At 73.5% G+C, this 24,937-nt stretch carries 23 protein-coding genes; 17 read left to right on the top strand and 6 right to left on the bottom strand.

Annotated elements, in window-relative coordinates; genetic code table 11:
• Position 1 precedes the first annotated feature (1 nt).
• Entirely contained in the window at positions 2-1,216 is a 1,215-nt protein-coding gene (locus tag ACZ4FH_RS07020) for an aminotransferase class I/II-fold pyridoxal phosphate-dependent enzyme (protein WP_467302895.1), read from the bottom strand.
• A 548-nt stretch (positions 1,217-1,764) separates the two neighbouring features.
• On the opposite strand from ACZ4FH_RS07020, the gene ACZ4FH_RS07015 reads away from it, so the two are divergent.
• From ACZ4FH_RS07015 to ACZ4FH_RS07000, 4 genes are all read left to right on the top strand, one after another.
• On the top strand, positions 1,765-2,301 hold the full coding sequence (locus ACZ4FH_RS07015) for a TetR/AcrR family transcriptional regulator (protein WP_467302894.1): 537 nt from the start codon (positions 1,765-1,767) through the stop codon (positions 2,299-2,301).
• On the top strand, positions 2,301-2,627 hold the full coding sequence (locus tag ACZ4FH_RS07010; protein WP_467302893.1) for a DMT family transporter: 327 nt from the start codon (positions 2,301-2,303) through the stop codon (positions 2,625-2,627). The genes ACZ4FH_RS07015 and ACZ4FH_RS07010 overlap by 1 nt, the downstream gene beginning before the upstream one ends.
• A complete protein-coding gene (locus tag ACZ4FH_RS07005; protein ID WP_467302891.1) occupies positions 2,627-3,091 on the top strand; it encodes a DUF5360 family protein in 465 nt (154 codons plus the stop codon). Before ACZ4FH_RS07010 ends, ACZ4FH_RS07005 begins: the two co-directional genes overlap by 1 nt.
• A 75-nt stretch (positions 3,092-3,166) precedes the next feature.
• Positions 3,167-5,575, top strand: a complete 2,409-nt coding sequence (locus ACZ4FH_RS07000; protein WP_467302890.1) for an endonuclease/exonuclease/phosphatase family protein — start codon at positions 3,167-3,169, stop codon at positions 5,573-5,575.
• Positions 5,576-5,597: 22 nt separating this feature from the next.
• Here the strand turns inward: ACZ4FH_RS07000 and ACZ4FH_RS06995 are convergent, their stop codons facing one another.
• The 3 genes from ACZ4FH_RS06995 to ACZ4FH_RS06985 are packed head-to-tail and all read right to left on the bottom strand — an operon-like array spanning position 5,598 to position 8,043.
• A complete protein-coding gene (locus ACZ4FH_RS06995) occupies positions 5,598-6,542 on the bottom strand; it encodes an alpha/beta fold hydrolase (RefSeq protein WP_467302889.1) in 945 nt (314 codons plus the stop codon).
• A 20-nt stretch (positions 6,543-6,562) separates the two neighbouring features.
• Entirely contained in the window at positions 6,563-7,810 is a 1,248-nt protein-coding gene (locus ACZ4FH_RS06990; protein WP_467302888.1) for a beta-ketoacyl-[acyl-carrier-protein] synthase family protein, read from the bottom strand.
• Positions 7,807-8,043, bottom strand: coding sequence for an acyl carrier protein (locus ACZ4FH_RS06985; protein WP_467302886.1), 237 nt, complete (start codon positions 8,041-8,043; stop codon positions 7,807-7,809). Before ACZ4FH_RS06985 ends, ACZ4FH_RS06990 begins: the two co-directional genes overlap by 4 nt.
• Before the next feature lie 223 nt (positions 8,044-8,266).
• Here ACZ4FH_RS06985 and ACZ4FH_RS06980 point away from each other — a divergent pair, with 223 nt between their 5' ends.
• From ACZ4FH_RS06980 to ACZ4FH_RS06935, 10 genes are all read left to right on the top strand, one after another.
• Positions 8,267-8,716: a nitroreductase family deazaflavin-dependent oxidoreductase gene (locus ACZ4FH_RS06980; protein WP_467302885.1), complete on the top strand. Its 450-nt coding sequence runs from the start codon at positions 8,267-8,269 to the stop codon at positions 8,714-8,716.
• Positions 8,717-8,763: 47 nt separating this feature from the next.
• Positions 8,764-9,492, top strand: coding sequence for a nitroreductase family protein (locus ACZ4FH_RS06975; protein WP_467302884.1), 729 nt, complete (start codon positions 8,764-8,766; stop codon positions 9,490-9,492).
• 219 nt (positions 9,493-9,711) lie between these two features.
• The gene (locus ACZ4FH_RS06970; RefSeq protein ID WP_467302882.1) at positions 9,712-11,262 is read left to right on the top strand and encodes a peptidoglycan-binding protein; all 1,551 of its coding nucleotides are present in this window, start codon (positions 9,712-9,714) and stop codon (positions 11,260-11,262) included.
• 246 nt (positions 11,263-11,508) lie between these two features.
• Positions 11,509-12,951 (top strand): MFS transporter, encoded by a 1,443-nt coding sequence (locus ACZ4FH_RS06965; protein ID WP_467302880.1) that lies wholly within the window; start codon positions 11,509-11,511, stop codon positions 12,949-12,951.
• A gap of 82 nt (positions 12,952-13,033) precedes the next feature.
• The gene (locus ACZ4FH_RS06960; protein WP_467302878.1) at positions 13,034-14,587 is read left to right on the top strand and encodes an FGGY family carbohydrate kinase; all 1,554 of its coding nucleotides are present in this window, start codon (positions 13,034-13,036) and stop codon (positions 14,585-14,587) included.
• Between the two features lie 81 nt (positions 14,588-14,668).
• Entirely contained in the window at positions 14,669-16,342 is a 1,674-nt protein-coding gene (locus tag ACZ4FH_RS06955; protein ID WP_467302876.1) for a glycerol-3-phosphate dehydrogenase/oxidase, read from the top strand.
• Positions 16,339-17,892, top strand: a complete 1,554-nt coding sequence (locus ACZ4FH_RS06950; RefSeq protein WP_467302874.1) for an FAD-binding oxidoreductase — start codon at positions 16,339-16,341, stop codon at positions 17,890-17,892. The genes ACZ4FH_RS06955 and ACZ4FH_RS06950 overlap by 4 nt, the downstream gene beginning before the upstream one ends.
• A gap of 40 nt (positions 17,893-17,932) precedes the next feature.
• The gene (locus ACZ4FH_RS06945; protein ID WP_383639333.1) at positions 17,933-18,592 is read left to right on the top strand and encodes a glycerol-3-phosphate responsive antiterminator; all 660 of its coding nucleotides are present in this window, start codon (positions 17,933-17,935) and stop codon (positions 18,590-18,592) included.
• 7 nt (positions 18,593-18,599) lie between these two features.
• Entirely contained in the window at positions 18,600-18,902 is a 303-nt protein-coding gene (locus tag ACZ4FH_RS06940) for a putative quinol monooxygenase (RefSeq protein WP_467302873.1), read from the top strand.
• Positions 18,899-20,038 (top strand): zinc-binding dehydrogenase, encoded by a 1,140-nt coding sequence (locus ACZ4FH_RS06935; RefSeq protein WP_467302872.1) that lies wholly within the window; start codon positions 18,899-18,901, stop codon positions 20,036-20,038. The genes ACZ4FH_RS06940 and ACZ4FH_RS06935 overlap by 4 nt, the downstream gene beginning before the upstream one ends.
• 39 nt (positions 20,039-20,077) lie before the next feature.
• Here the strand turns inward: ACZ4FH_RS06935 and ACZ4FH_RS06930 are convergent, their stop codons facing one another.
• A complete protein-coding gene (locus ACZ4FH_RS06930; RefSeq protein WP_467302871.1) occupies positions 20,078-20,653 on the bottom strand; it encodes a dihydrofolate reductase family protein in 576 nt (191 codons plus the stop codon).
• Positions 20,654-20,828: 175 nt separating this feature from the next.
• Here ACZ4FH_RS06930 and ACZ4FH_RS06925 point away from each other — a divergent pair, with 175 nt between their 5' ends.
• From ACZ4FH_RS06925 to ACZ4FH_RS06915, 3 genes are all read left to right on the top strand, one after another.
• Positions 20,829-21,560 carry an ABC transporter ATP-binding protein gene (locus ACZ4FH_RS06925; protein WP_467302870.1) on the top strand — a complete coding sequence of 244 codons (732 nt, stop codon included), beginning with the start codon at positions 20,829-20,831 and terminating at the stop codon, positions 21,558-21,560.
• Between the two features lie 115 nt (positions 21,561-21,675).
• Positions 21,676-22,755, top strand: a complete 1,080-nt coding sequence (locus ACZ4FH_RS06920) for a hypothetical protein (RefSeq protein ID WP_467302869.1) — start codon at positions 21,676-21,678, stop codon at positions 22,753-22,755.
• Positions 22,756-22,893: 138 nt separating this feature from the next.
• The gene (locus ACZ4FH_RS06915; protein ID WP_467302868.1) at positions 22,894-24,144 is read left to right on the top strand and encodes an MFS transporter; all 1,251 of its coding nucleotides are present in this window, start codon (positions 22,894-22,896) and stop codon (positions 24,142-24,144) included.
• Here the strand turns inward: ACZ4FH_RS06915 and ACZ4FH_RS06910 are convergent.
• Positions 24,131-24,874 (bottom strand): SDR family NAD(P)-dependent oxidoreductase, encoded by a 744-nt coding sequence (locus ACZ4FH_RS06910; protein ID WP_467302867.1) that lies wholly within the window; start codon positions 24,872-24,874, stop codon positions 24,131-24,133. The two genes, ACZ4FH_RS06915 and ACZ4FH_RS06910, sit on opposite strands and share 14 nt — an antisense overlap.
• Between the last annotated feature and the right edge of the window lie 63 nt (positions 24,875-24,937).

Below are 24,937 nucleotides of genomic sequence, written 5' to 3'. Positions count from 1 at the left end.
GTCAGGCCGCGGTGGCCGCGGCACGGTGCCGTGGGCTGCCGGCCGGGACCTCGGCGGCGAGGGCCTCGACGACCCGGTCGAGCTGTTCGGGGGTGTGCGCCGCCGTGTAGCTGGTGCGCAGGCGGGGCGAGGCGGCGGGCGGGATGACCGGGTTGACGTACACGCCCCGTTCGACGAGGCGGCTCCAGGCGGTGAGGGTCTCCGTGCTCCCGGCCATCGGCACGGGGACGATCGGGGTGGGGCTGTCGCCGGTGGGGATGCCTGCGTCGGCCAGGCCGCGGCGCACCCGGGCCGCGTTGGCGAGGACCCGGCCCACGCGGTGGGGTTCGGCGCGCAGCACGCGCAGGGCGGTGAGGGCGGTGGCCGTGCTCGCCGGGGTGGGCGAGGCGCTGAACATCAGGCTGCGCGCGTGGTGCTTGAGGTAGTGGACGGCCTCCTCGCTGCCGAGCACGGCTCCGCCGATGGAGGCGAGGGACTTGCTGAAGGTGACGGTGATCAGGTCGACCCGGTCCGTCAGTCCGAAGTGGGCGGCGGTGCCCCGTCCCCGGGCGAGTACGCCGAGGCCGTGGGCGTCGTCCACGAGGAGCCGGGCGCCGTACTCGGCACAGACCCCGACGACGGCGGGGAGGTCGCAGAGGTCGCCCTCCATGGAGTAGACGCCGTCCACGACGACGAGCCGGGCGGCGTCGTCGGGTATGCGCTCCAGGGCGGTGCGCAGTCCTTCGGCGTCGTTGTGCGGGAACCAGCGCATCCGGGCGCCGCTGAGCCGGCAGCCGTCGATGAGCGAGGCGTGGGCGTCCCGGTCGGCGACGACGTAGTCCCGGGGCGACAGCAGTCCGGCGACGGCACCGAGGTTGGCCTGGTAGCCGGTGGGCAGGACGAGCGCGGCGGGTTTGCCGAGGAAGGCGGCGAGTTCGGCCTCCAACTGCTCGTGGAGGTCCGTGTTGCCGTTCAGGAAGCGGGAGCCGGTGCAGGAGGTGCCGTACCGGCGCAGGGCGTCCTCGGCGGCCTCGACGAGGCGGTCGTCGCCGGTCAGGCCCAGGTAGTTGTTGGAGCCGCACATGATGAGTTCGCGGCCGGCCCGCCGGACGACGGACGCCTCGTGCCCGTCGAGGGGGAGGAAGAAGGGATACATTCCCGCGCTCATGAGATCGGAGGCCGCGCGGTATTCATCGAGCCGGTCGTAGACGTCGGGGAATTTTAATCGAGCGTTCACGAAACTCTCCCACCGGAATGCGGGCACGCCACAGGTGCCCGCCTCATTCGGATGTTCCAGAGAAAGGGGCGATCACGTCGGCGGCCTATGCCGAGGACGTGTCGCAAGAACTCGAAAACGAGCCGTCACCTGGTCCGGTGCATCATTCCCGGACGAGCGAGCGGGGCGGATCGACGCTGATCCACCGGAATGCGCTCGCCGTGGTCGCTCAACCGGGGCGCGAAAGCACCCGGGAGTCGCCGTTACCTCTCGGACGAACCGTGAGCCATTCAAATCCCCCCGATTGACAGATCACTTCGGCCGGTTCCCGAATCCGCGCCGGCCCCGCCGACAAAGAACGTAGGCAAGCCGCAGACGCCATGTCAACCCACATCCACAGCGCTCGGCCGTTGATATGGAATTAACGGTTCCGATTTATGGGGCCCCTTTGCCCCACCCTCGGAACGCCCCCTGGACCATCTCCGGGAATCACCTCGGAGGCCATGCTAGCCTGCATTCGACCGTCCAGACGGTCGGACAATACCGGAAGTCGGAGAACGGGGCCGTCGATGCATGATCGAATCCTTGACGCAGTGGAGAGCGTGCTGCTGAAAAGGGGCATCGACGCGGTCCGGCTGGATGCCGTGGCGGCCGAGGCGGGCGTGAGCAAGGGCGGACTGCTGCACCACTTCCCCAACCGCCAGGCCCTGGTCGAAGGGGTCGTGCGCCGGCTCGTCGGCCGCTTCGAGGCGGTCCTGCCCGGGGAGGACGCCCCGCCCGGGGCCTTCACCCTGGCCTGGCTGGACGCCTCCATCCCGCCGGAGTCCCCCGAGGACGACGACCCGGCGAAGGGCTCGGTCCCGGTCGCCCTGTTCGCCGCCGCCAACGGCCCCGCCGTGCTCGACGTCCTCCAGGAGCGCTACCGCGCCTGGCAGGAGCGCCTGGACCGGGACGGACTGCCGCCCGGCGTCAGCACCCTGGTCCGGATGGCCGTCGACGGCTGGTGGACCGCCCGGCTCCTCGGCCTGGCCGACCCGCGCGGCGAGGACCACCGCCGGCTCCGCGCCCTGGTGCTCGGGCTGATCGAGGGAAGGGCGGCCGCCTGATGGGGATCGCCATGGTGGCCGGGGCCATCGTCTCCGAGGTGATCGCCACCCTCTCGCTGCGCGCCTCGCACGGACTGAGCCGGCCGTGGCCCACCCTGGTCGTCGTCATCGGCTACGCGGCGGCGTTCGTCCTGCTCGCCCAGGCCCTCAAGAGCCTGGACGTCGGCCCGGTCTACGCGGTCTGGTCCGGTCTCGGCACCGTGGGGGCGCTGGTCGGCGGGGTGCTCCTCTTCGACGAACAGCTGCACACGGCGACGGTGGTGGGCGCGGGACTCATCGTGCTCGGGGTCGCGGTGATGTATCTGGGCGGAGGGCTCGCCCACTGATGGCGCGCCCGGCCGTCCCCGCTTCCTGCCTGCCCCGGCGGCCCTCCGCCGTCGGCGCCGTCAAGGCCACGATGCTCGTGACCGATCTGGGGTTCGTCCTCTACTGGGCGACGGCCCTGCTCGGGCTCGTCCCGGCGGAGCTGGCCTACAAGGACTACACCGACCCGGTCATGACCGACTGGAACTACTCCTTCCTCCCCCTGGACATCGCCGCGAGCGCGACGGGACTGGCCGCCCTGGTCCTCGCCCGGCGCGGCCGGCCCGGATGGCGGACGCTCATGACCGTCTCGCTCACCCTGACGAGCACCGCCGGGCTCCAGGCCGTGGCCTTCTGGGCGCTGCGCGGGGACTGGTCACCGGTCTGGTGGATCCCCAACCTCTTTCTGCTGCTCTTCCCGGTCCCGGCGCTGTATCTGACCGCGCGCGCCCGGTCCCGACCGGATCGGACCGATTCCTGGAATTAACCTCTGATGCCTTGTCATCGGCTGTTCTACGCGCATAGCTTGTGCACCCTCACCACACTCTGAGGGGCAGTTTCCGTGCGTATATCCAGACACCGTTCCGTCCTGCTGGCCGGCGCGGTAGCCGTGACCCTCTCGGCGACCGCGCTGCCCGCCGCCTTCGCCGCTCCGTCCTCCACCGTCGTGATCTCCGAGGTGTACGGCGGCGGGGGCAACTCGGGTGCGACGCTCACCCGGGACTTCGTCGAGCTGGCCGGGGTCGGCTCGGGGACGTTCGACCTGTCCGGTTATAGCGTCCAGTACCTGCCGGGCGCCCCGTCCGCGGGTTCGCTGTGGCAGGTCTCCGCGCTGAGCGGTTCGGTCGCCGCGGGCGGCCGCTATCTGGTCGCCGAGGCGGCGGGGACCGGCGGCACCGTCGCGCTGCCCGCCCCGGACGCCACCGGCACCGTCGCGATGTCCGCCGCCAGCGGCACCATCGCCCTGGTCTCCGGGACCACCCCGCTGACCTGCAAGACCGCGGCCGACTGCGCCGCCGACACCCGGATCGTCGACCTCGTGGGCTACGGCTCCGCCGTCGTCCGGGAGGGCAGCGGTCCCGCCACCGGCGCCTCGGCCACCGCCTCCGTGGCCCGCCCGGCCTCCCTCGCGGACACCGACGACAACGCGGCGGACCTCGCCGCGGGGACGCCCACCCCGGTCAACGCCGCGGGCGACACCTCCGGCGGCGGCGAGGGGCCCGGCGACCCGGGCAACCCGACCGAGCCCGGCACCGTGCGCGTCCACGACATCCAGGGCACCACCCGTGTCTCCCCGCTGGACGGCAAGGCCGTCACCGGGGTGCCCGGTGTCGTCACCGCCGTCCGCACCTCGGGATCGCGCGGCTTCTGGATCCAGGACACCGCCCCGGACGCCGACGCGCGCACCAGCGAGGCCGTGTTCGTCTACACCGGCTCGGCCGAACCGAAGGTCGCGGTGGGCGACTCGGTGCTGGTCAGCGGGGTCGTCGACGAGTACTACCCGTCGTCCACCACCCAGTCCGTCACCGAGATCACCGCGCCCCGCGTCACCGTCCTGTCCTCGGGCAACGCGCTGCCCGCCCCGGTGGTGCTGAACGCCGCCTCCGTGCCCGCCGCCTACACCCCGACGGCGGGCGGCGGTTCGATCGACGGACTGCCGCTGGAGCCGTCCGCGTACGCCCTCGACCTCTACGAGTCGCTGGAGGGCGCCCGCGTGCGGATCGCCGACACCCGGGTCACGGGTGCGACGACCGCGTACGACGAGATCTGGGTGACCGTCGCCCCGAAGCAGAACCCCACGGAGCGCGGCGGAACGCTCTACTCCTCGTACACCGACCAGAACAGCGGCCGGATCAAGGTGATGTCGCTCGACACCGGCCGCCCCTTCCCGGTCGGCAACGTGGGCGACGTGCTGGCGGGGACCACCACGGGCGTCATCGACTACGCCTCGTACGGCGGCTACAACCTCCAGGCCACCGAGCTGGGCACCCTCGTCGACAAGCACCTGAAGCGGGAGGTCACCCGGAAGCAGAAGGGCGGCGAACTCGCCGTCGCCACGTACAACGTGGAGAACCTGGACGCGCTGGACGAGCAGGCCAAGTTCGACACGCTCGCCGAGGGCGTCGCGGTCAACCTCTCCTCCCCCGACATCGTCTCGCTGGAGGAGATCCAGGACGACAACGGCGCGGTCAACGACGGCACGGTCGGCTCCGAGGCCACGCTGAAGCGGTTCACCGACGCGATCGTCGCGGCGGGCGGGCCCCGCTACGCCTGGCGGTACGTCGCCCCCGAGGACGGCCAGGACGGCGGGGAGCCGGGCGGCAACATCCGCAACGTGTTCCTCTTCAACCCGAAGCGGGTTTCCTTCACGGACCGCGCGGGCGGCGACGCGACGACCCCGGTGGCCGCCGTGCCGACGAAGAAGGGCGTGACCCTGTCGGTGTCGCCCGGCCGGATCAACCCGGCGAGCGCCGCGTGGGAGGACAGCCGCAAGCCGCTGGTCGGCGAGTTCCGCTTCCACGGCAAGCCGGTCTTCGTGATCGGCAACCACTTCGCCTCCAAGGGCGGCGACCAGCCGCTGCACGGCCGCTACCAGGAGCCGTCGCGCAGTTCGGAGTCGAAGCGGATCCAGCAGGCGACCGAGGTCAACACCTTCGTCAAGTCGCTGCTGGCGGCGGACAAGTCGGCCCGGGTCATCACGCTCGGCGACCTGAACGACTTCGCGTTCTCGCCGGCGGTCTCGGCGCTGACCGACGGCAGGGTCCTCAAGCCGCTCATCACCACGCTGCCGGCGGACGAGCGGTACAGCTATGTGTACGACGGCAACTCGCAGACGCTGGACCACATCCTGACGAGCCCCGGCATCCGCCGGTTCGACTACGACGTGGTGCACATCAACGCGGAGTTCGCCGACCAGGCGAGCGACCACGACCCGCAGATCGTGCGGGTCAAGGTGGAGGGCCGCCCCTGATCCGGCCGGGCGGCCGGGGCGCTCAGCGGACGCCCCGGCCGCCCGTCGGCAACGCCGCGTCCGCCCTGCGCGGACGCGGCAGCGGGGCGACGGGGCGCAGTGCGGCGGCGGGCTCCAGCGGGCGGTCGGTGAAGAAGCGGGTGACCAGCTCGGCCACGTCCTCGGAGCGCTCCAGCACGACCCAGTGGTCGGACTCCCCGATCGTCAGGAAACGGCTGCCCTCGATCGTCGCGGCGAAGGCCCGCTGCCGTTCGGCGGAGGTCACCGTGTCGTGCTCGCCCGCGAAGACGAGGGCGGGCACCCCGCTCAGCCCGCCGGAGAAGTCCGGCCGGTGGCCGAGCGCCCGGATCAGCGAATGCTCGGCGTGCGGGGACCGGGTGAGCGCGTGCACGAACGCCCGGCGGACGTAGCTGCGGGCGAGCGCCCTGCGGTGGACCGGCCGCTCCGGGTCGGTGCACAGCAGCACGTCCGCGGCCAGCGCGGCGAGCCCTTCGGCGTCCCCGGCGCGCAGCCGGGCGATCGCGGCGGCCCACCGCTCGCGCTGTCCGTCCCCGATGTGGGCGGGCACCCCACCGAGCGCCAGCCGGGCGATCCGGCCGGGGTGTCGGCGGGCGCAGCCGAACGCCATCGTGGTGCCGTAGGAGAAGCCGAAGAGGTTGACGCGCTCGGCACCGAGGTCGTCGAGGACCCCGGTGACCGCCTCGCACAGGAGGTCGTCGCCGCCGCCCTCGGCCGGCAGCGGGTCCGCGTCGCCCATGCCGGGCAGGTCGACGGTGACGACGTCGGCGTACGGGCCGAGGTGGGCGTCCATCTGCGGCCAGCCGTCGATGCCCTGGAGCGCGCCGCCGAGCAGGACGACGGGTTCGGTGCGGGGGGCGGGGCAGGGCAGGACGCGGTAGCGGTAGCGCAGTCCGCGGACGGTGAGCTCGCGGACGGTCGCGTCGGGCAGGGGCTGGGGCAGGGGCATGGGCTGCGGGGTCCCGTCGGTCAGGCCCGGGTGAGGACGAGCGCGGCGTTGTGTCCGCCGAAGCCGAGCGAGGTCTTGGCGGCGGCCTCGAACACGGCCGGGCGGGCCTCCTTGCTCACCACCTCGACCGGGATCTCGGGGTCGGGGGCGTCGAGGTTCACAGTGGGCGGGACGAGCTGGTGCTGGAGGGCGAGGACGGTGAGGGCGGTCTCGATGCCGCCGGCCGCGCCGAGGGTGTGCCCGGTCATCGCCTTCGTCGAGGTGACCAGGGGGTGTTCACCGAGGACGCGGCGGAGCACGGTCCCCTCGATCAGGTCGTTGGCGACCGTCGAGGTGCCGTGGGCGTTGACGTGGCCGATGTCGGCGCCGGTGAGTCCGGCGTCCGCGAGCGCGGTGCGCAGGGCGCGTTCGATGCCGAGTCCGTCGGGGTCGGGGGCGACGGCGGAGTAGGCGTCGCTGGAGGCGCCGTAGCCGGCGATCCGGGCGCGGACGGTGGCGCCCCGGGCGGCGGCGTGCTCGGGGCGTTCCAGGACGAGGAGGCCGGCGCCCTCGCCGACGACGAAGCCGTCGCGGTGGGTGTCGAAGGGGCGGCAGGCGGCCTGCGGTTCGTCGCGCCGGGTGGAGACGGCCCCCAGCCGGCAGGCGCTGGCGATGAGGAGCCGGGAGCAGACGGATTCGGCGCCGCCCGCCACGACGATGTCGCAGGCGCCGGTGCGCAGCATCTGGTGGGCGGTGCCGATGGCGACGGTGCCGGAGGAGCAGGCGGTGGAGACGGCCTGGCTGGGGCCCTTGGCGCCGAGGTCGGTGGCGACGCTGCTGGCGGCCCCGTTGACGACGGAGAGCGGGGCGAGCTTCGGGGAGACGCGGCGGGCGCCGCGTTCGGTGAGGGCGGTGTGCTGTTCGTCGTAGAAGGGCAGTCCGCCGTGGGCGGAGCCGATGACGACGGCGACGCGCCCGCTGTCCCAGACCGAGGGGTCGAGTCCGGCGTCGGCGACGGCCTCGCGGGCGGCGATGACGGCGAGCTGGGAGAAGCGGTCCATGAGCCGCTGCACGGCGACGCCGAGCACCGCCCTCGGATCGAGCCCGGCGACGGTGTACATGAAGTCGCAGGGCAGGTCGTGGAGTTCGGACCGGTGCGGGACGTGGGGGGCCTGTTCGGCGGAGGAGACCCCGTGCCAGGCGGCGGCCGTACCGACGCCGGCGGAGGTGACCAGCCCGATGCCGGTGACGGCGGCGGCGAACGGCGCGACCCGGTACGGGGCGGTCATGCGGCGGCCCGTCCGTGGTGGACGGCCTCGACGAGCTGCCCGACGGTGTCGCGCGAGGTCAGCTGGACGTCGTCGAGGTCCACGCCGAGCCGGTCCTCGATGAGGAGCCGCAGTTCCTCCAGGGCCAGGGAGTCCAGGCGCAGCTGACGCAGCGACACCTCGGGGCGGATCGCCACCGGATCGGTCCCGAAGTTCGCCACCAGCAAGGTCCGGATCTCGTCTGCCGTGTTCATGGGGGCACTCCTGCCTGTCGTACGCGGTGACGCCTTGCCGCGTGCGGGGTGAGTGCCGTCGGGGGACGCCGGCCGGTCCGGTTGGAACCTTTTATACGCCCTGCGGGAGGCGCCCCCCGTCCGCGTTCCCCCGTGCGGTGGGGAGCCTGTCCAGGTGTGCGAATCCCGTGCCGGGCGGGGTGGGGGTGGCACGATGGGCGGATCTACGAGCGAGGGAGTCGGCATGGCGGTGGAGAGCGACGGCGGGGCGGCCCCGCGGCTCAGCCCGAGCGGCTGGGTGGCGAAGCAGGCGGAGTTGTACGAGTCCTCGGGCGGCACCAAGGGCACCACCCAGCTCGGGGTGCCCTGTCTGCTGCTGGACTACGTGGGCCGGCGCAGCGGGACCGTGCGGCGCACGGTGCTGATGTACGGGCGCGACGGCGACGACTATCTGATCGTGGGGTCCAACGGCGGCTCCGACAGCCATCCGCTGTGGTACCTGAACCTGCTGGAGAACCCGGCCGTGGAGCTGCGGGTGGGCACCGAGCGCTTCCCGGCCGAGGCGAGCACGCTGTCGACGCGGGAGAAGGAGCGGGTCTGGCCGGGTCTGGTGGACCTCTTCCCCCGGTACGCGCAGTACCAGGAGGGCACCGCGCGCGAGATCCCGGTGGTCCGGCTGCGCCGGACCGGCTGACGGGCTGGTCTCCTCGGCGCGGGCGCACGCCCGTACACTCCGCGATCATGACGACTGAAACGACGCCCGGGGCCTCGACGGCCGCGTCCGATGCCCTGTTCGCCACCATGTCCACGATGCGCGCGATGCGCCGTCTCAGGCCGGAGCCCCTTCCGGAGGAGACGCTGGAGCAGTTGATACAGGCCGCCGTCTGGGGTCCCAGCGGCGGCAACATGCAGTGTTACGAGTACGTGGTGGTGACGGACCGTGAGGTGATGGCGCGTCTGGCCCCGCTGTGGAAGCGGTGCGTGGACGCCTATCTCGCGACGACCGGGAAGTTCGCGCCGGAGGGCATGGACGAGGCCGCGTACGGGCGGATGGTGGCCGCGATCGAGTACCAGCGCGACCACTTCGCGGACACCCCGGCGCTGATCGTCCCCTGCTACCGCTTCCCGGAGCCGCGGCTGGACGAGGAGGGGCTGGGGGTGTATGCGCAGGCGCTCGGCCCCGCCGGGGTCGAGCACATGATGAGCACCCAGACCCGCTTCCAGGCCCTGGCCGAGGGCTCGTGCGTCTACCCGGGGGTGCAGAACATCCTGCTCGCCGCCCGCTCGCTGGGGCTCGCGGCGAACATCACCATCTGGCATCTGATGCTGGAGCAGGAGTGGAAGGAGGCCCTGGGCATCCCGGAATCCATGCAGACCTTCGCCGCGATCCCGGTCGGCCTGCCGATGGGCAACTTCGGGCCTGTCCGGCGGCGCCCGGTGGCCGACGTCGTCCACCGCGACCGCTGGTAGCCCGCACCGACGGGCCCCGTCTCCCGGACGGGGCCCGGCGGTCCGCCTTCGCGTCCTGAGTGCTCGTCAACTCCATTGGAGTGAAAGGCTGTTCGACACGCCAGGGAGTCGTTGTCATGCCCTGAACAGATCGATAGCCTGGCCGGGCTTCGCGGCCCCTCGGCCCGCCCGTCGGGCCCGGGGGCCGCTCCTCTTCTCCCCCACAGAGCAGGAGCAGGTATGCCCACACGCGCCGCCGCCCACACCAAGGCCCGCGCCTCCGTGCTGGCGGCCCTCACCGCCACCGTCCTCGCCGCGACCGGCACCCCGGCCCTCGCCTCGACGGACACCGGGAACCCGATGAACCGGGCCCTCGCCCGCGCGGCCGCCGCCTACGACGTACCGCGCGATCTGCTCGCCGCCGTCGGCTACGGGGAGACCCGGCTGGACGGCCACCACGGGCGCCCCAGCCAGGCGAACGGCTATGGGGTGATGCACCTGGTCAGCAACCCCGCCCAGCACACCCTCGAACGGGCCGCCGCCCTCACCGGCGCCCCCCTGATCCGGCTGCGCACCGACACGGCCACCAACATCCTGGGCGGCGCGGCGGTGCTGCGCGGCTACGCCGACACCCTCGGGCTCGACGCGAAGGACCGCGACGACCTGAACGCCTGGTACCCGGTCGTCGCCCGCTACAGCGGCTCGCAGGGACCGACGGCCGCCCTCTACGCCGACACGGTCTTCACCTTCCTCGCGGACGGGCTGGACACCGTCACCCCCGACGGCGAACCCGTCTCCGTGACCGCGCGCCCCGTCTCCCCGCAGAAGGACGCGACCGCCACCGCCGTCAGCACCCGCAGCGCCGACTACCCCTCCGCCCTCTGGGTGCCGGCCGACCCGGCCAACTACGCCAAGGGCCGCTCGGCGACGATCGACAAGGTCGTCATCCACGTCACCCAGGGCTCGTACGCGGGCTCCATCAGCTGGTTCCAGAACCCGGCGTCCCAGGTCAGCTCCCACTACGTGGTCCGCTCCTCGGACGGCCAGATCACCCAGATGGTGCGGGACGCCGACACCGCGTACCACGCGCGCAGCGCCAACTCCTCCTCGCTCGGCATCGAGCACGAGGGCTTCATCGACGACCCGACCTGGTTCACCGACAGCATGTACCGCTCCTCGGCGGCGCTGACCGCGTACCTGTGCGACCGGTACGGCATCCCGAAGGACCGGGCGCACATCATCGGGCACAGCGAGGCGCCCGGGAACGACCACACCGACCCGGGGCAGTACTGGGACTGGAACCGCTACATGCAGCTGGTCGGCGGGAGCACCGGCGGCTCGCCCGGCACGGACGCGCTCAGCTTCCCCGCGTACGCGACCCAGCGCAGCGGTTCGGCGGGCCCGCAGGTGAGCGCCGTGCAGACCCTCCTCAACGCGCAGGGCTTCCCGTCCGGCTCGGTCGACGGGAGCTTCGGGCCGGCCACCGCGGCGGCCGTCACCGCGTTCCAGAAGGCACGCGGGCTGGACGCCGACGGGGTGGTGGGGGCCAGGACCTGGACCGCGCTGCTGTCGGCCGGCAGCACGCCCGTGCTGGCCGAGGGCGGCTCGGGCGACGCGGTGAAGCGGCTCCAGCGGGCGCTGACCGCGGCGCTCGGCTCGACGGTCGGCATCGACGGCTCCTTCGGCCCGGCGACGGCGACCGCGGTGCGCTCCTACCAGTCGGCCCGGGGCCTGTCCGCCGACGGGATCACGGGCCCGGCCACCTGGGCTGCCCTCCAGGCAGGCCGCTGACCTGCGCGGTCCCGGGGCCGCGCGGCGGCTCCGGGACCGCTCGTCACGTTTGGGTAACCTCCCGGAAACCCTTGACGCGCCTGTGGGGGCGTTCTTAACCTCCTCGTGTAAGTCGCTCCTCACGTGCTGCGGCGCTTTCCGCAGTGTTTTGGCAGGCACAGACATAGACCACCTGTCGGTGGTTTCGTCATGCCTGTTTTTTTGTGCTCCCCGTGCCGCCGATGGGTCTTCCTCGAAGGCGGATTCATGGCACAACGTCCGAGCGTCAAAGGCGTCGGCGACGTCGTTGCGCTCATCGATGGGCTGGGAAAGATCACCGGCCGGGCGCAGGTCATCTGGTTCCTCGTATTCGGCGGGCTGTTCCTCGACGCCTACTCGAACGCGGCGCTGAGCGCCGGTCTGGGGCCGATGACGACCCAGATGGAGCTGACCAGCACCCAGGTCTCGATCCTCACGGCCACCGCTCCGGCCCTGGCGATCATCTTCAACCCGGTCGGCGGCTGGCTCGCCACCCGGATCGGCCGGGTCCCCCCGCTGCTCATCGCCAAGGTCTTCGCCATCGCGGGCGCGCTGCTCGCCGCGTTCGCCGGTGACTTCACCGTCGTCTGGCTGGGCCGGGTGCTGGTGGGTGTGGCGTACGGCATCGACTTCGCCGTCGCCATGGCGCTGCTCGCCGAGTACACCCCCGCCAAGCTGGGCGGCCGGCTGAACCTGTGGCAGGCCGTCTGGTACGTCGCCACCACCAGCAATCTGGCGCTCGCCCTGCTCTTCTTCAACCTGGACGTCGGCGCGGACATCTGGCGCTGGTCGGTGGGCTCGGCCGCCGTGGTCGCGGTCGCGCTGCTGCTGGGCCAGTGGCTGATGCTCAAGGAGAGCCCCACCTGGCTGGCGAGCAAGGGCCGGCTCGACGAGGCCGTCCTCAACCTCGACCGGATCTACGGCATCGAGGCCGTCGCCGGGCAGCCCGACGAGGCGACCCGGGCCGCGAGCGAGGCCCCCGCGATCGGCTTCCGGCAGGCCGGGGTGCTGTTCCGCGGCGACTACCTGCCGCGCACGATCCTGTCCTCGGTGATCTCGCTCGGTCAGTCGATGCAGTACTTCGCGGTCGGCTGGTACCTCCCGCTGATCAGCCTGACGATCTTCGGCGAGAGCTTCGAGAAGGCCACGGTCGGCTCGATGGTGTTCAACGCCTTCGGTATCGCGGGCGGACTGCTGTCCGCGTACTTCGGCCGCCGGCTCGGGCTGCGGCTCAGCTCCGCCGCCGGGTTCGCCGGGGTGTTCGTCGCCCTGGTCGCGATGGGGCTGACCTTCGAGAAGGTGCCCACGGCCGTGGCGTTCCTGCTGCCGGTGCTGTTCATCCTCTGCCACTCCACGGGGCCCGGCGCCAACGGCAAGTCCATCGCCGCGCTCTCGTACAGCAGTGATGTGCGCGCGCTGGGCACCGGGGTCACCGGAATGGTCGGCAGCTTCGGCAGTGTCGCCGGGCTCTACCTCTTCCCGCAGATCAAGGAGGGGCTCGGCCTCGCCGACACCTTCCTGGTCCTGTCCGTCGTGCCGCTGCTCGGCATGATCACCTGCCTGGCGATCAAGTGGGACCCGATGAAGGCCCCCTCGCCGGACGAGGTGGCGGGGCAGGACGCCGCCGGACCGGACGCGCGGGAATCCGCGCCGGCCGCCGCCGCGCGCTGACCGTCCGCCGGTCCCGCCGCACCCCACGATGGTCCCTCTCCCCCTCCGTACAGCTCGCGACGCTCGCAAGGAAAGGCCCGCAATGACGCAGACGCTCCCCGGCGCCGCCTCCCGGCGCGGTGTGCTCGCCATCGACGAGGGCACCACCGGCACCCGGGCCGGAGTCGTACTCGACTCCGGCGGGGCGCACGAGGTGTTCTACCGCTCGATCGCGGTCAGCCATCCGGACGACCACTCGGTCGAACAGGACCCGATGGAGATCTGGACCGCCACGCTCGACGTGGCGCGCCGGGCCGTCGCCGCCGCGCGGGCGGAGGGGATCGCGGTCACCGCCGTGGCCCTCTCCACCCAGCGGGCCACCGCGATGCTGTGGGACCGCGTGACCGGGCGGCCGCTGCTGCCCGCCGTGGTGTGGCAGGACCGGCGGTACGCCGCCGAACTCACCGCGCACGAGGAGCGGTGGGACGCCGTCCTCACCGCCCGTCAGGGCCGGCCCGTCGGGGCCCGTGCGCCGTTCCTCTGGGCCGCCCGGCAGATCGCCGCGCACCCGGAGGCGGCCGAGGCGTACCGCGCGGGCCGGCTGCTCTTCGGCACCGTCGACACCTGGCTGATCTGGCGGCTGACCGGGGGCGCCGTGCACGCCACCACCCCGACCAACGCCGCGTCCACCGGCGGCTATCTGCTCCAGCGGCACGCCTGGGACGAGGAGTGGATCGGCCATCTCGGCTTCCCCCTCGACCTGCTGCCCGAGCTCCGCTCCGACGACGCCGGATTCGGCACCACGGACCCGGCCGCCCTCGGCATCTCCGTACCGCTGGCCGCCTCCATGGGCGACCAGCACGCGGCCCTGATCGCGCTCGGCGGGCTGGCCGCCGGGCAGGGCATGTGCATGTACGGGACCGGCGCGTTCGTCGACGCGGCGACCGGCACCACGCCCGCCCTGCCCCGGCCGGACATCGCCGGGGTGCTGGCCCAGCCCGGCTACCGGCAGGGCTCCACCAGCCACTACAGCCTGGAGGCCTACACCTCCACGGCGGGTTCGGCGCTGCGCTGGCTCTGCGACGACCTGGGCCTGTTCGCCTCGCCGAAGGAGCTCGGTGAGGAGGCGGGCCGGGTCCCCACCCGGCCGGGCCGCACCCCGCGTTTCGTCCCGGCGCTCGCCGGGGTCAGGACGCCGGTCTGGCACCCGGAGGCCACCGCCGCCCTCACCGGGCTCACCCTCGCCACCACCCGGGCCGATCTGGCCCGCGCCGTCCTGGACGGCATCGCGCACTCGGTGTGCGACCTCGTCGACGGGGTCGCCGCGACGATGGACGCCCCCTTCACCCGGCTGCGGGTCGGCGGCGGGGTCGCGGGCAGCGACCCGCTGCTGCGGATCCAGGCCGATCTGACCGGTCTGCCGCTGGAGCGGGTCGCCGACTCGGCCACCGCCAGTCTGCGCGGCACCGCCTATCTCGCCGGGGTCGCCCAGGGGCTCTGGGGCTCCCTGGAGGAGGTCGTCGAGGCGCAGCCCCGGGGCCGGATCTTCGAACCGTCCCTCGGCGCGGACGAACGCGCCGCCCAGCGCGCGGCCTGGCGGGACGTGCTCATCGACCACCTCCAGGACCCCGCCCTCACACCCCTCACCCCCCACTGACGGCCCCCCAGCCGTCGGCAGGCGGTGGCCGCCCGCCCGACCGCGCGGCCACCGCACCTTGAACCACCAGGAGTTGATGTTGTGATCACCATGCCCGCCAGGAAACCGCGGCGCGCCGCCGCGGCGACCCGCCGCACCCCGCTGCTGCTGGACCGCGCGGCGGCCAAGCGGCGGCTGGCCGACGACACGTACGACGTCCTCGTCATCGGCGGCGGCGTCACCGGGGCGTACGCCGTGCTGGACGCCGCCTCCCGGGGGCTGCGCGCCGCGCTCGTCGAGAAGGACGACTTCGCGTCGGGCACCTCGTCGAAGTCCTCGAAGATGGTGCACGGCGGCCTGCGCTACATCGAGCAGGGCAACGTCAACCTCGTCCGCCACTCGCTCCTGGAGCGCCACCGCTTCCGCAAGAACGCCCCGCACCTGGTGCACCGGCTGCCGTTCCTCTTCCCGATCCTGGAGAAGGAGGGCGTCTTCGACGCCCGGCTCGCCAAGGGCTTCGAGGGTCTGCTGTGGACCTACGACCTGGTCGGCGGCTGGCGGATCGGCAAGCTGCACCAGCGGCTGACCGTGCCGGAGGTCCTCGCGCAGGCGCCGACGCTGCGCGCGGAGAACCTCAAGGGCGGGCTGGTGTACTTCGACGCCCGCACCGACGACGCCCGGCTGGTGCTGACCATCGTGCGCACGGCCGCCGCCCTGGGCGCCACCGTGCTGAACGGCGCCAAGGCCGAGGGACTGCTCATGCAGGCCGGGAAGGTCTCCGGGGCGCGGGTCTCGGCGGACGGCGACACCTTCGACATCCGGGCGCGGGCCGTCGTCAACGCCACCGGGGTGTGGACCGACGAGCTGGACGCCAAGGCCGTCGACGGCCACCGGCCGCAGGTGCGGCCCGCCAAGGGCGTGCACATCGTGGTGCCGTGGGACAAGGTGCGGATCAACTGCACGGTCACCGTGCCGATCCCGGGCCGGGCCCGCCGCGCGACCTGCACCCGCTGGGGCAACGCCGTGGTGCTGGGCACCACGGACGAGGACTACCAGGGCTCGCCTGACGATGTGCACTGCACCCGCGAGGAGATGGACTTCCTGCTGGAGGGCGCCAACACCGCCTTCGAGGGGAAGCTCACCCCGGACGACGTGGTCGGCTCGATCGGCGGGCTGCGCCCGCTGGTCGGCGGCAAGGAGGGTGCGACGCTCGACATGCGCCGCGACCACCACATCAGCGTCGGCCGCACCGGCATGGTGACGGTGACCGGCGGCAAGCTCACCACCAGCCGGCACATGGGCGAGCTGGTCATCGACAAGGTGATGACCGTCCTGGGCCGCCGGGGGAAGAGCCGCACCACCGACCTTCCGCTGCTCGGCGGCGCCGGCTACGACGCCGAGGCCGTGGCCGCGTCCGGCGGGCTCGCCGCCCATCTCGGCGAACGCTTCGGCACCGAGGCCCGCTTCGTCGGCGACCTCGTCCAGGAGGACCCGACGCTGGCCGAGCCCGTCGTCGCCGGACTCCCGTACACGAAGGCCGAGGTCGTGTACGCGGCACGGGCCGAGCTGGCCCGTTCGGTCGACGACGTCCTCTCCCGCCGCACCCGCGCCCGGCTCTTCGCCCGCGACGCCTCCGCCGAGGCGGCCGGCGCCGTCGGCGCGATCCTCGGCCGCGAACTGAACCTCAGCCAGTCCGAGGTGGAGCGCTCCGTCTCCGACTACCTCGCCTCCGTCCGCCACGAAAAGTCCGTACTCCTCGAAGGGGCCGCAGCATGATCAGCCGTCAGACCATCACCCACCCGTTCAACCGGGGCAACTACACGGTCGGCGCCCCGAGCTTCGCCAAGTGGGCGCAGAACACCCCGGTCGGCGACGGCGAGGCCGCGCTCCAGAACAACCCGGTCGAGGTGCCGGAGGCCGTGATCGAGGCGCTGCGCGAGGTCGCGCGGGCCGTGCACGTGGAGCGCGAGGAGGTCGTCACCCGCACCCGTGACTGGTGGGCCGGTTCGATGATCGGCGAGACCGAGGGCCGTCCCGCGACGCCGGACGCCGTGGTCGTGGAGGCCGACGACGCCGACCAGATCGCGGCCGTGCTGCGGATCTGCCACGAGGCGGGCATCCCGGTCACCCCGTCGGCGGGCCGCTCCAACGTCACGGGCGCGGCGCTGCCCGTCTTCGGCGGTGTGGTCCTGGACGTCTGCGGGCTGAACGCGATCACCGGTTTCGACGCCGAGTCGAACGTGGTGGACGTGCAGGCCGGCATGTTCGGCGACCTCTTCGAGAAGCAGCTCCAGGAGGAGTACGGGGTCACGACGGGCCACTGGCCGTCGGCGTTCGCCGTCTCCACGGTCGGCGGCTGGATCGCCTGCCGGGGCGCCGGCCAGCTCTCGACCCGCTACGGCAAGATCGAGGACATGGTCGTGGGCGTGGACGTGATCCACGCCGACGGCACCCGCGCCACCTACGGCGACTACGCCCGCGCGGCCGTCGGCCCGGACCTGCGCCAGCTGCTCATCGGCTCCGAGGGCACCCTCGGCGTCATCGTCTCGGCGCGGCTGCGGGTGCACCCCCTCCCGGAGTACGCGAACGCCGTCGCGTACGGCTTCGCGACCTTCGCCGAGGGCCTGGACGCCTGCCGCAGGATCATGCAGCGCGGGGCGACCCCGGCGGTGCTGCGGCTGTACGACGCCCTGGAGTCGGGCACCCACTTCGGCCACCCCGAGACCAATCTGCTGCTGGTCGCGGACGAGGGCGACCCGGCGATCGTGGACGCCTCGCTCAAGGTGGCGGCCGAGGTCTGCGCGGAGTACGGCCCCGAGCTGGACTCCCGGGCCGTCTTCGAGCGGTGGCTGGACGAGCGGATGCTGGTCGGCAAGTCCTCGGACGGCTTCACCCCCGGTCCGGGCTTCGTCGCGGACACCCTGGAGATGGCGGCGTCCTGGGCGGACCTGCCGGTGATCTACGACGAGGTGGTGGCCGCGATCCAGTCGGTGCCGGGCACCCTGGCCGCCTCCGCGCACCAGTCGCACGCCTACACCGACGGCGCCTGCGTCTACTTCTCGCTCCGCGGCGACGTGGCCCCCGAGGCGCGGCGCGACTGGTACCGCGCGGTGTGGGACGCGGCGAACGCCGTCCTGATCAAGCACGCGGCGGCGCTCAGCCACCACCACGGCTGCGGTCTGCTGCGCGGCCCCTACCTGCGGGAATCGCTGGGCGCCGGCTTCGAGACCTTCGTCGCGGTGAAGAAGGCCCTGGACCCGGCCGGCATTCTCAACCCTGGCAAACTGGGCCTTCCCAGCCGATTCGGTACGTCTCCGCTGAACTGACCCGGCAGTCGCGCACCCCTCCTCCCAGGCAGGCCATGGCATGACCCCTTCCCCGTCCCGGTCCGGCGCCCCGCTCGATCCCCGGCTCGCCTCGGCGTTCGCCGAGGTGCCCGTGATCGCCTCGGTCGTCGGCGCCCAGCCGCTGCGGCAGTTCCTGACCGCACCGGCCCGGGTGTGCATCCTCGCGTCGTTCGCCGTGGGGCAGCTGCCCCAGGTCGTCCCGGCGCTGGGCCGGGCGGGGAAGCTCGTGTTCGTCAACGTGGACAGCAGCCCCGGTCTGGCGCAGGACCGGGGCGCGCTGGAGTTCATCAAGAACATGGGCGCGCACGGCGTGGTCAGCACCCGGCTCTCGCTGATAGAGAAGGGCCGGCCGCTGGGCCTGCTGACGATGATGAAGGTGTTCGTCACCGACCGGTCCAATCTGCGCCGCTCCACGGACGCGATCGCGCGCGGGGCGCCGGACCTGGTCGAGGTCATGCCCGCCCCGATCATCGCCCGGATGAGCGCGCAGGCCCAGCGAGCGATGTCCCCGTCGGTGGCCGCGGGCTTCGTGGAAGACCCCGCGGACGTGGCGCTCGCCCTGGCCCTCGGCTCGTCCGCGGCCGCCACCTCCGACCCCCGCCTCTGGCATCTGCGCCGCGACCAGCTGCCGCCGGTCCCGCCGGGCGCCCTCAAGAGGCCCTCCCCACCCCAGGAGTAGTACCGAAGTGAGTTACGTCGTCATAGCCCGCTACCGCACCCGGGAGGGCGCCGAGGACACCGTCCTGCCGCTCCTCGACACCATGGCCGCCGCCTCCCGCGCCGAGCCCGGCAACCTCGCCTACCGGGTCCACCAGGGCACCGAGGACCCCCGCGCCATCGCGCTCTACGAGGAGTACGCCAGCGAGGCCGACTTCACCGCGCACTGCGCGAGCCCGCACTTCGAGGAGATCGTGCTCGGCCGGGTCGTCCCGCTGCTGGAGAGCCGCGAGGTGCTGCGCTGCACCCCCCGCGAGGGGGCGGGAGCGTGAGGACCCGGGCCGTCGTCCTGCGCGGGACCTCGACCGCGCGCCCGTACACGGACTCCCGTCCGGTCGCGGTGGAGGAGCTGGAGCTCGGCGCCCCGCGCGAGGGCGAGGTCCTGGTCCGGGTCGCGGCCGCCTCGCTGTGCCACTCGGACCTCTCCGTCGTCAACGGCGACCGGGTGCGCCCGCTGCCGATGGCCCTCGGGCACGAGGCGGTCGGCGTGGTCGAGGAGACGGGGCCCGGGGTGCGCCGGGTCTCCCCCGGTGACCATGTGGCGCTCGTCTTCGTGCCGAGCTGCGGCTTCTGCGCCGACTGCGCGGCGGGCCGTCCCGCCCTGTGCGCCCAGGCCGCCGCGGCGAACGGTTCCGGGGCGCTGCTGCACGGCCCCTCGCTGCTGACCGACGCCTCCGGCGCCACCGTCCACCACCAGCTGGGCGTCTCGGCGTTCTCCTCGCACACCGTGGTGGCCCAGGAGTCGCTGGTGCCGATCCCCCGGGACATCCCGTTCACCGTGGCCTCGATGTTCGGCTGCGCGGTGCTCACCGGGGCCGGCGCGGTCATCAACACGGCGGCGCTGCGCCCCGGCCAGTCGGCCGTGGTCTACGGACTGGGCGGGGTGGGCCTCTCGGCGGTGCTGGGCGCGAAGGCGGCCGGGGCGTACCCGGTGATCGCCGTCGACCCGGTGCCGGAGAAGCGCGCCCTGGCCCTGCGGCTCGGCGCCACCCACGCGTACGCCCCCGACGAGGCGGTCCCCGCGATCCGCGAACTGACGTCCGGCGGGGCGGAGGTGGCGGTCGAGGCCGTGGGCAGTCCGAAGGTCATGGCCGCCTGCCTGACGGCCGTGGCGCGCGGCGGCAAGGTCGTCTCGGTGGGGCTGCCCGCCCCGGACCGGACGCTGGAGGTCCCGGCGCTGGCCTTCGCGGGCGAGGGCAAGTCGCTGCTCGGTTCGTACATGGGCGACGCGGTGCCGCGCCGGGACATCCCGCGCTTCCTGGACCTGTGGCGGGCCGGACTCATGCCGGTGGAGCTGATGCACACCGGGACCCTCGCCCTGGACGACGTCAACGACGCGATGGAGGAGCTGGCCTCGGGCCGGGCGATCCGTCAGGTCCTGGACACCTCGGGCCTGCTGGCCGTGTGAGCGCGGGGACGGGCCCGTGCGCCGCCGTCGGCGTACGGGTCAGTCCCCGCGTTCCGTGTCGCGCGCGTAGTGCAGCTCCACGACCCCGCTGCCGAAGGACCGGGTCCCGAGGAGCCGGAGCGGGGTGACCGTGTCCGTCAGCGGGAACATACGCCGCCCGCGCCCGATGAGCACCGGGTGCACGGTGACGCGGTACTCGTCGATCAGGTCGAGCGCCGCGAACGACGCGGCGAGGTCGGCGCCGCCGAGCCCGAGGTCGCCGCCGGGCTGCTCCTTCAGCGCCCGCACCTCCTCGGGCACGACGTCGTGGATGACGGCGGTCGCCCAGTCGATGTGGTCCCGCGTGCGGGAGTAGACGTACTTCGGCATGTCGCGCCAGATGGGCGCGAACTCGGCCGTCGCACCGGCGTTCGCCGGGTCCTCGTCGGCGGTGGGCCAGAAGTCCGCCATCAGTTCGTGCACCACGCGGCCGTGCAGGAATCCGCCCAGTTCGGCGATGGTCTCGTTGAAGTACCGGTGCAGTTCGTCGTCGACCCGGTGCCAGCCGATGTCCTGGTCCGGGCCCTCGATGTATCCGTCGAGGGAGATCGACATGGAGTAGATGATCTTGCGCATCGCGGACCTCACCGGGGGTGTCGGGGGCGGGCGTGCCCGACCCTACCCGGCGGCCGGGGCGCGCACCGGCACCTCGTACGGGTGGTTCGCGCACACCCGTGGTTCGGTTTTCCGCACCACCGGTCCGGGGGCTGCCGGGATCGATCGCCGCCCCGCACGGCCCCAGGATGGAGCCATGGCTGAGACGACGAGCACCACCACGGAATGGGCCGCGCGGGCGGACGGAGTGCACCGCGAGTACCGGCGCGGGGGAACCACGGTCAGGGCCCTGCGCGGCGTGTCCGTCGCCCTGCGCCCCGGGACGTTCACGGCGGTGATGGGCCCCTCCGGTTCGGGCCGGAGCACGCTGCTGCACTGCCTGGCCGGAATGGACCGGCCCACGCGCGGCTCGGTGCGCTGGGGCGGCACGGAGGTGTCCCGGCTGCCCGAGCGGCGGCTGGCCGAACTCCGGCGCGAGCGGGTCGGGTTCGTGGGCCGGGCGTTCGATCTGACGCCGGCGCTGACGCTCGGGCAGCACCTCGCACCGGAGTGCCCGGACGGCGACCGGGTCCGCGAGGCGCTGGCCCGGGTCGGGCTGGCCGGCCGGGAGCGCTGCCGGCCCGGTGCGCTCTCCGCCGGGCAGCGGCAGCGGGCGGCGATCGCGCGGGCCCTGGCGTCCGGGCCCGGGATCCTGTGCGCGGACGAGCCGGACGGTTCCCTGGGCCGCGCGGCCGGACACGGGATCGTGGCGCTGCTGCGCGACGCCGTCGACCGGGACGGCCGGACCTGTGTGATGGTGACGGACGATCCGGACGCCGCCGCCCGCGCCGACCGGGTCCTGCTGCTCGACGACGGCCTGCTCGTGGAGGAGCTGGACCGCCCCGGCGCCGGCGCGATCCGTGCGCGGCTGGAGCGGCTCGCCGCGTGAGACCGGGGCCCGCCCTCGCGCCCGGCGGCGGCGCGGACGCCCCGCGGCCGGGTCCCCGTCGTGATCTACGCTCGGCGGACCGCCCCCGCCGCACCGTCCCCGAGGAGCCGCCCGGATGAGAGTCGGAACCGCACGCGCCGCCGCCCGCCACTGGGTGGCCGCGCACGCCCGTGACCTTCCCGGCTACCGGGGCGCCTACTTCGGCGGATCGACGGTGGGCATGCCGGACGGCGCCGCGCTGGCTCCGTCGTCCGACGTGGACGTGATGGTGGTGACGGAGGCGGACGAAGTCCCCGTCAAACCGGGCAAGTTCCGCTACGAGGGGGCCCTGCTGGAGATCAGCCTCGTGCCGTGGGCCGAACTGCGCGACCCGGCGGCCGTGCTCTCCTCGTACCATCTGGCGGGCGCCTTCCGCACCGATACGGCGATCGACGATCCGAGCGGCGCGCTGCGGGCGCTGCACGCCGCCGTGGCGCCCCGGTTCGCCGAGCGGGAGCGGGTGCGGAGCCGGTGTCTGGACGCGCGGCACCGGGTGGAGTCCCGGCTCGCCGCGTACGATCCCGGCGCCCCGTTCCACGAGCAGGTGACGGCGTGGATGTTCCCCACCGGGGTGACCACGCACGTGCTGCTGGTGGCGGCGCTGCGCAATCCGACGATCCGGCTGCGCTACCGGGCGGTGCGCGAGGTGCTGGAGGCGTACGGGCGGCCGGAGTTCCACCACGAGCTGCTGGACCTGCTGGGCTGCGCCGAGGTGCCGGCGGAGGTGGTCCGGCACCATCTGGACGAGCTGGAGCGGACGTTCGACGCGACGGTGCCGGTGGCGCGGACCCCGTTCTTCTTCAGCGGCGATCTCACCGCCGGGGCGCGGCCCGTCGCGGTCGACGGCAGCCGGGACCTGGTGGAGCGCGGCGAGCACCGGGAGGCCGTCTTCTGGATCGTGGCGACGCTCGCCCGCTGCCACACGGTGCTGGCCACGGACGCCCCGTCGCTGCACGCGGAGCGGCTGCCGGCGTTCCGGGCGGCGGTGGCCGCGCTCACCGGGGTCACGGGGCCGGACGATCTGCCGGCCCGGGGCGAGAAGGTGCTGCGGTTCCTGCCCCGGCTGTGGGAGACGGCCGAGGAGATCCTGGCGGCCAACGCCGAGATCACGGAGTGCACCGGGGGCAGCGCCCTGCCGCCGCCGCGGCCGCTCTGATAATTTGCCGGTATGTCATTCCTCCGTGCGTAGACCCGCGCCCCGGCCGCGCCCCGGACCCCGTCCCGGGTGGGCCGCTCCGGTGTCCCCGCACGTTCCCGGCGCGCTTGCCGCGCCGTTCCCACGAGGAATGCCGTCGTGTCTCTTTCGTATGTCTCCGTCCTGCGCGTCCCACGGGCCGCGCGCCCCTTCGCCGCCACCCTGGTGGGGCGTCTCTCCTACGGAATCGTCCCGCTCGCCCTGCTCCTCGCCGTGAAGAACGCCGCCGGTTCGTACGCGGTGGCCGGCGGGGTGATGGCCCTGTTCGGGGCCCTGAGCGTCGTCCTGTCCCCCACCCGTGCGGCGCTGATCGACCGGTACGGGGCCCCGCGCGCCCTGCCGCCGATGGCGGGGGTGTACGCGGGGCTGCTCGTCGTCGTGGCCCTGCTCACCTGGCGGCCCGGCGCCCCCGTCGCCCTCGTCGGCGCCCTCACCGTGGCGGCGGGTGCCTGCACGCCGCCGCTCGGTCCGGTCATGCGGGCGGTGTGGAGCGCCCTGGTCCCCGACCGGGCGCTGTTGCAGCGCGCGTACAGCCTGGACGGGGTGGCCGAGGAACTGATGTACATCACCGCCCCGTTGCTCGTCGGGGTGCTGCTCACCGTCTCCGGGCCCTCGGCCGGGGTGCTCGTCGGCGCGGTGCTGGTGTTCTCCGGGGCGACGGTCCTGGCGACCTCGCCCGCGGTGCCGCGCGGCAGCCGTGCGCGGGCGGCCGGGGGCAAGGCTTCCGCCGCGCCCCGGCTGCGGCTGCGCGGGATCGCCCCGCTGCGGCACGCGGTCCTGGTGACGGGCGCGGTGGGCCTCGGCCTGGGGTCGCTGGAGCTGCTGGTCGTGGCGTTCACCGAGTCGCTGCACTCCGCGTCCTCGGTGTCCTGGGTGCTGGCCGCGCTCTCGGCCGGGAGCGCGGTCGGCGGGCTGTCCTACGGGGCGGTGCGGTGGAAGTCGTCCGACCGGACCCGGCTGCCGCTGGTCGCCGCCGCGCTGGGCGTGACGCTGCTGGCGGCCGGGTTCTCGCCCGGACTGCCGGTGCTGGCGGTCCTGATCGCGGTCGCCGGGCTGTTCGTCGCCCCGGCGCTCACCACCGCGTATCTGATCGCGGACGCCTCGGTGGACGAGGGCCGGCGCACCCGGGCGGGGGCGTGGGTGAACACCGCGTTCAACGCCGGTTCGGCGGGCGGCAGCGCGGCGGCCGGTCTGCTGATCGACCGGCTGCCGCTCGCGCTGTGCTTCGCCCTGGCGGCGGCCCCCGCCCTGCTGTGCGCGCCGCTGGTGCTGCGCGCCGGTGCCCGCGGGTCCCGGAGTGCGGGGGCCCCGGACACCGGCGCGCGGACGGACGCGGTCAGCGGAGCTTGATCGCTCCGCCGTCGGCCATCAGCGTCTGACCGGTGATGTAGCGGGCGTCGTCGCTCGCCAGGAACGCGACGACGGGGGCGACGTCCGTGCGCGGGTCGCCGAAGCGGCCGAGGGGGACCTTGGCCGCGGACAGGGCGTACTGCTCGGGGTTGGCCTCCGCCCAGGCGGCCACCCCGGCGGTGCGGGCCATCGGCGAGACGACGTTGACGCGGATCTGGTCGGCGGCCCATTCGTTGGCGACGACCCGGCTCAGCCCGCGGATGGCCTCCTTCGCGGCGGCGTAGGAGGCCTGGTTGGGCTGGCCGTCGATGCCCGCGCCCGAGGCGAAGTTGATCACGGCACCCTGCCGGGCGCGCAGGTGCGGGTGGGCGGCGAGCATGAAGTTGCGGGTGGCGAACAGGCCGGTGTCCAGGGCGAGCCTCCAGTCGTCCTCGGTCTGCTCGGTGAAGGGGCGCACCCGCGAGGCGCTGGCGTTGTTGACCAGGACGTCGAGGTGGCCGAAGCGCTCGACGGCGGTGGCGACGGCCAGGTCGGCGACGGACCGGTCGGAGACGTCGCCGCGGAGGAAGGCGACGGCGTCGCCCAGGTCGGCGACGAGGGCGTCCCCGGCCTCCTGCTGGAGGTCGACGACCACGACGCGGGCGCCGCGCTCGACGAAGAGCCGGGTGACGGCCTCGCCGATGCCGGAGGCTCCTCCGGTGACGACGGCGACCTTGTTCTCCAGTGTCATTGCGCTGTTCCTTCGACTCGCTGGTGCGGCGCCGCCCCCGCCGTACGCCTCTCAATATGCACC

This window comes from Streptomyces sp. NPDC024555 (assembly GCF_055559335.1).
Note: the sequence above shows the minus strand (reverse complement) of the source record. Positions and strands in the feature narration are given on the sequence as shown.

Bases quoted from the DNA above. Each gene is read 5' to 3' on its own strand.
- ACZ4FH_RS07015 (WP_467302894.1), top strand. From the start codon at position 1,765: ATGCATGATCGAATCCTTGACGCAGTGGAGAGCGTGCTGCTGAAAAGG.
- ACZ4FH_RS07010 (WP_467302893.1), top strand. From the start codon at position 2,301: ATGGGGATCGCCATGGTGGCCGGGGCCATCGTCTCCGAGGTGATCGCC.
- ACZ4FH_RS07005 (WP_467302891.1), top strand. From the start codon at position 2,627: ATGGCGCGCCCGGCCGTCCCCGCTTCCTGCCTGCCCCGGCGGCCCTCC.
- ACZ4FH_RS06995 (WP_467302889.1), bottom strand. From the start codon at position 6,542: ATGCCCCTGCCCCAGCCCCTGCCCGACGCGACCGTCCGCGAGCTCACC.
- ACZ4FH_RS06990 (WP_467302888.1), bottom strand. From the start codon at position 7,810: ATGACCGCCCCGTACCGGGTCGCGCCGTTCGCCGCCGCCGTCACCGGC.
- ACZ4FH_RS06985 (WP_467302886.1), bottom strand. From the start codon at position 8,043: ATGAACACGGCAGACGAGATCCGGACCTTGCTGGTGGCGAACTTCGGG.
- ACZ4FH_RS06980 (WP_467302885.1), top strand. From the start codon at position 8,267: ATGGCGGTGGAGAGCGACGGCGGGGCGGCCCCGCGGCTCAGCCCGAGC.
- ACZ4FH_RS06975 (WP_467302884.1), top strand. From the start codon at position 8,764: ATGACGACTGAAACGACGCCCGGGGCCTCGACGGCCGCGTCCGATGCC.
- ACZ4FH_RS06970 (WP_467302882.1), top strand. From the start codon at position 9,712: ATGCCCACACGCGCCGCCGCCCACACCAAGGCCCGCGCCTCCGTGCTG.
- ACZ4FH_RS06965 (WP_467302880.1), top strand. From the start codon at position 11,509: ATGGCACAACGTCCGAGCGTCAAAGGCGTCGGCGACGTCGTTGCGCTC.
- ACZ4FH_RS06960 (WP_467302878.1), top strand. From the start codon at position 13,034: ATGACGCAGACGCTCCCCGGCGCCGCCTCCCGGCGCGGTGTGCTCGCC.
- ACZ4FH_RS06950 (WP_467302874.1), top strand. From the start codon at position 16,339: ATGATCAGCCGTCAGACCATCACCCACCCGTTCAACCGGGGCAACTAC.
- ACZ4FH_RS06945 (WP_383639333.1), top strand. From the start codon at position 17,933: ATGACCCCTTCCCCGTCCCGGTCCGGCGCCCCGCTCGATCCCCGGCTC.
- ACZ4FH_RS06930 (WP_467302871.1), bottom strand. From the start codon at position 20,653: ATGCGCAAGATCATCTACTCCATGTCGATCTCCCTCGACGGATACATC.
- ACZ4FH_RS06925 (WP_467302870.1), top strand. From the start codon at position 20,829: ATGGCTGAGACGACGAGCACCACCACGGAATGGGCCGCGCGGGCGGAC.
- ACZ4FH_RS06920 (WP_467302869.1), top strand. From the start codon at position 21,676: ATGAGAGTCGGAACCGCACGCGCCGCCGCCCGCCACTGGGTGGCCGCG.
- ACZ4FH_RS06910 (WP_467302867.1), bottom strand. From the start codon at position 24,874: ATGACACTGGAGAACAAGGTCGCCGTCGTCACCGGAGGAGCCTCCGGC.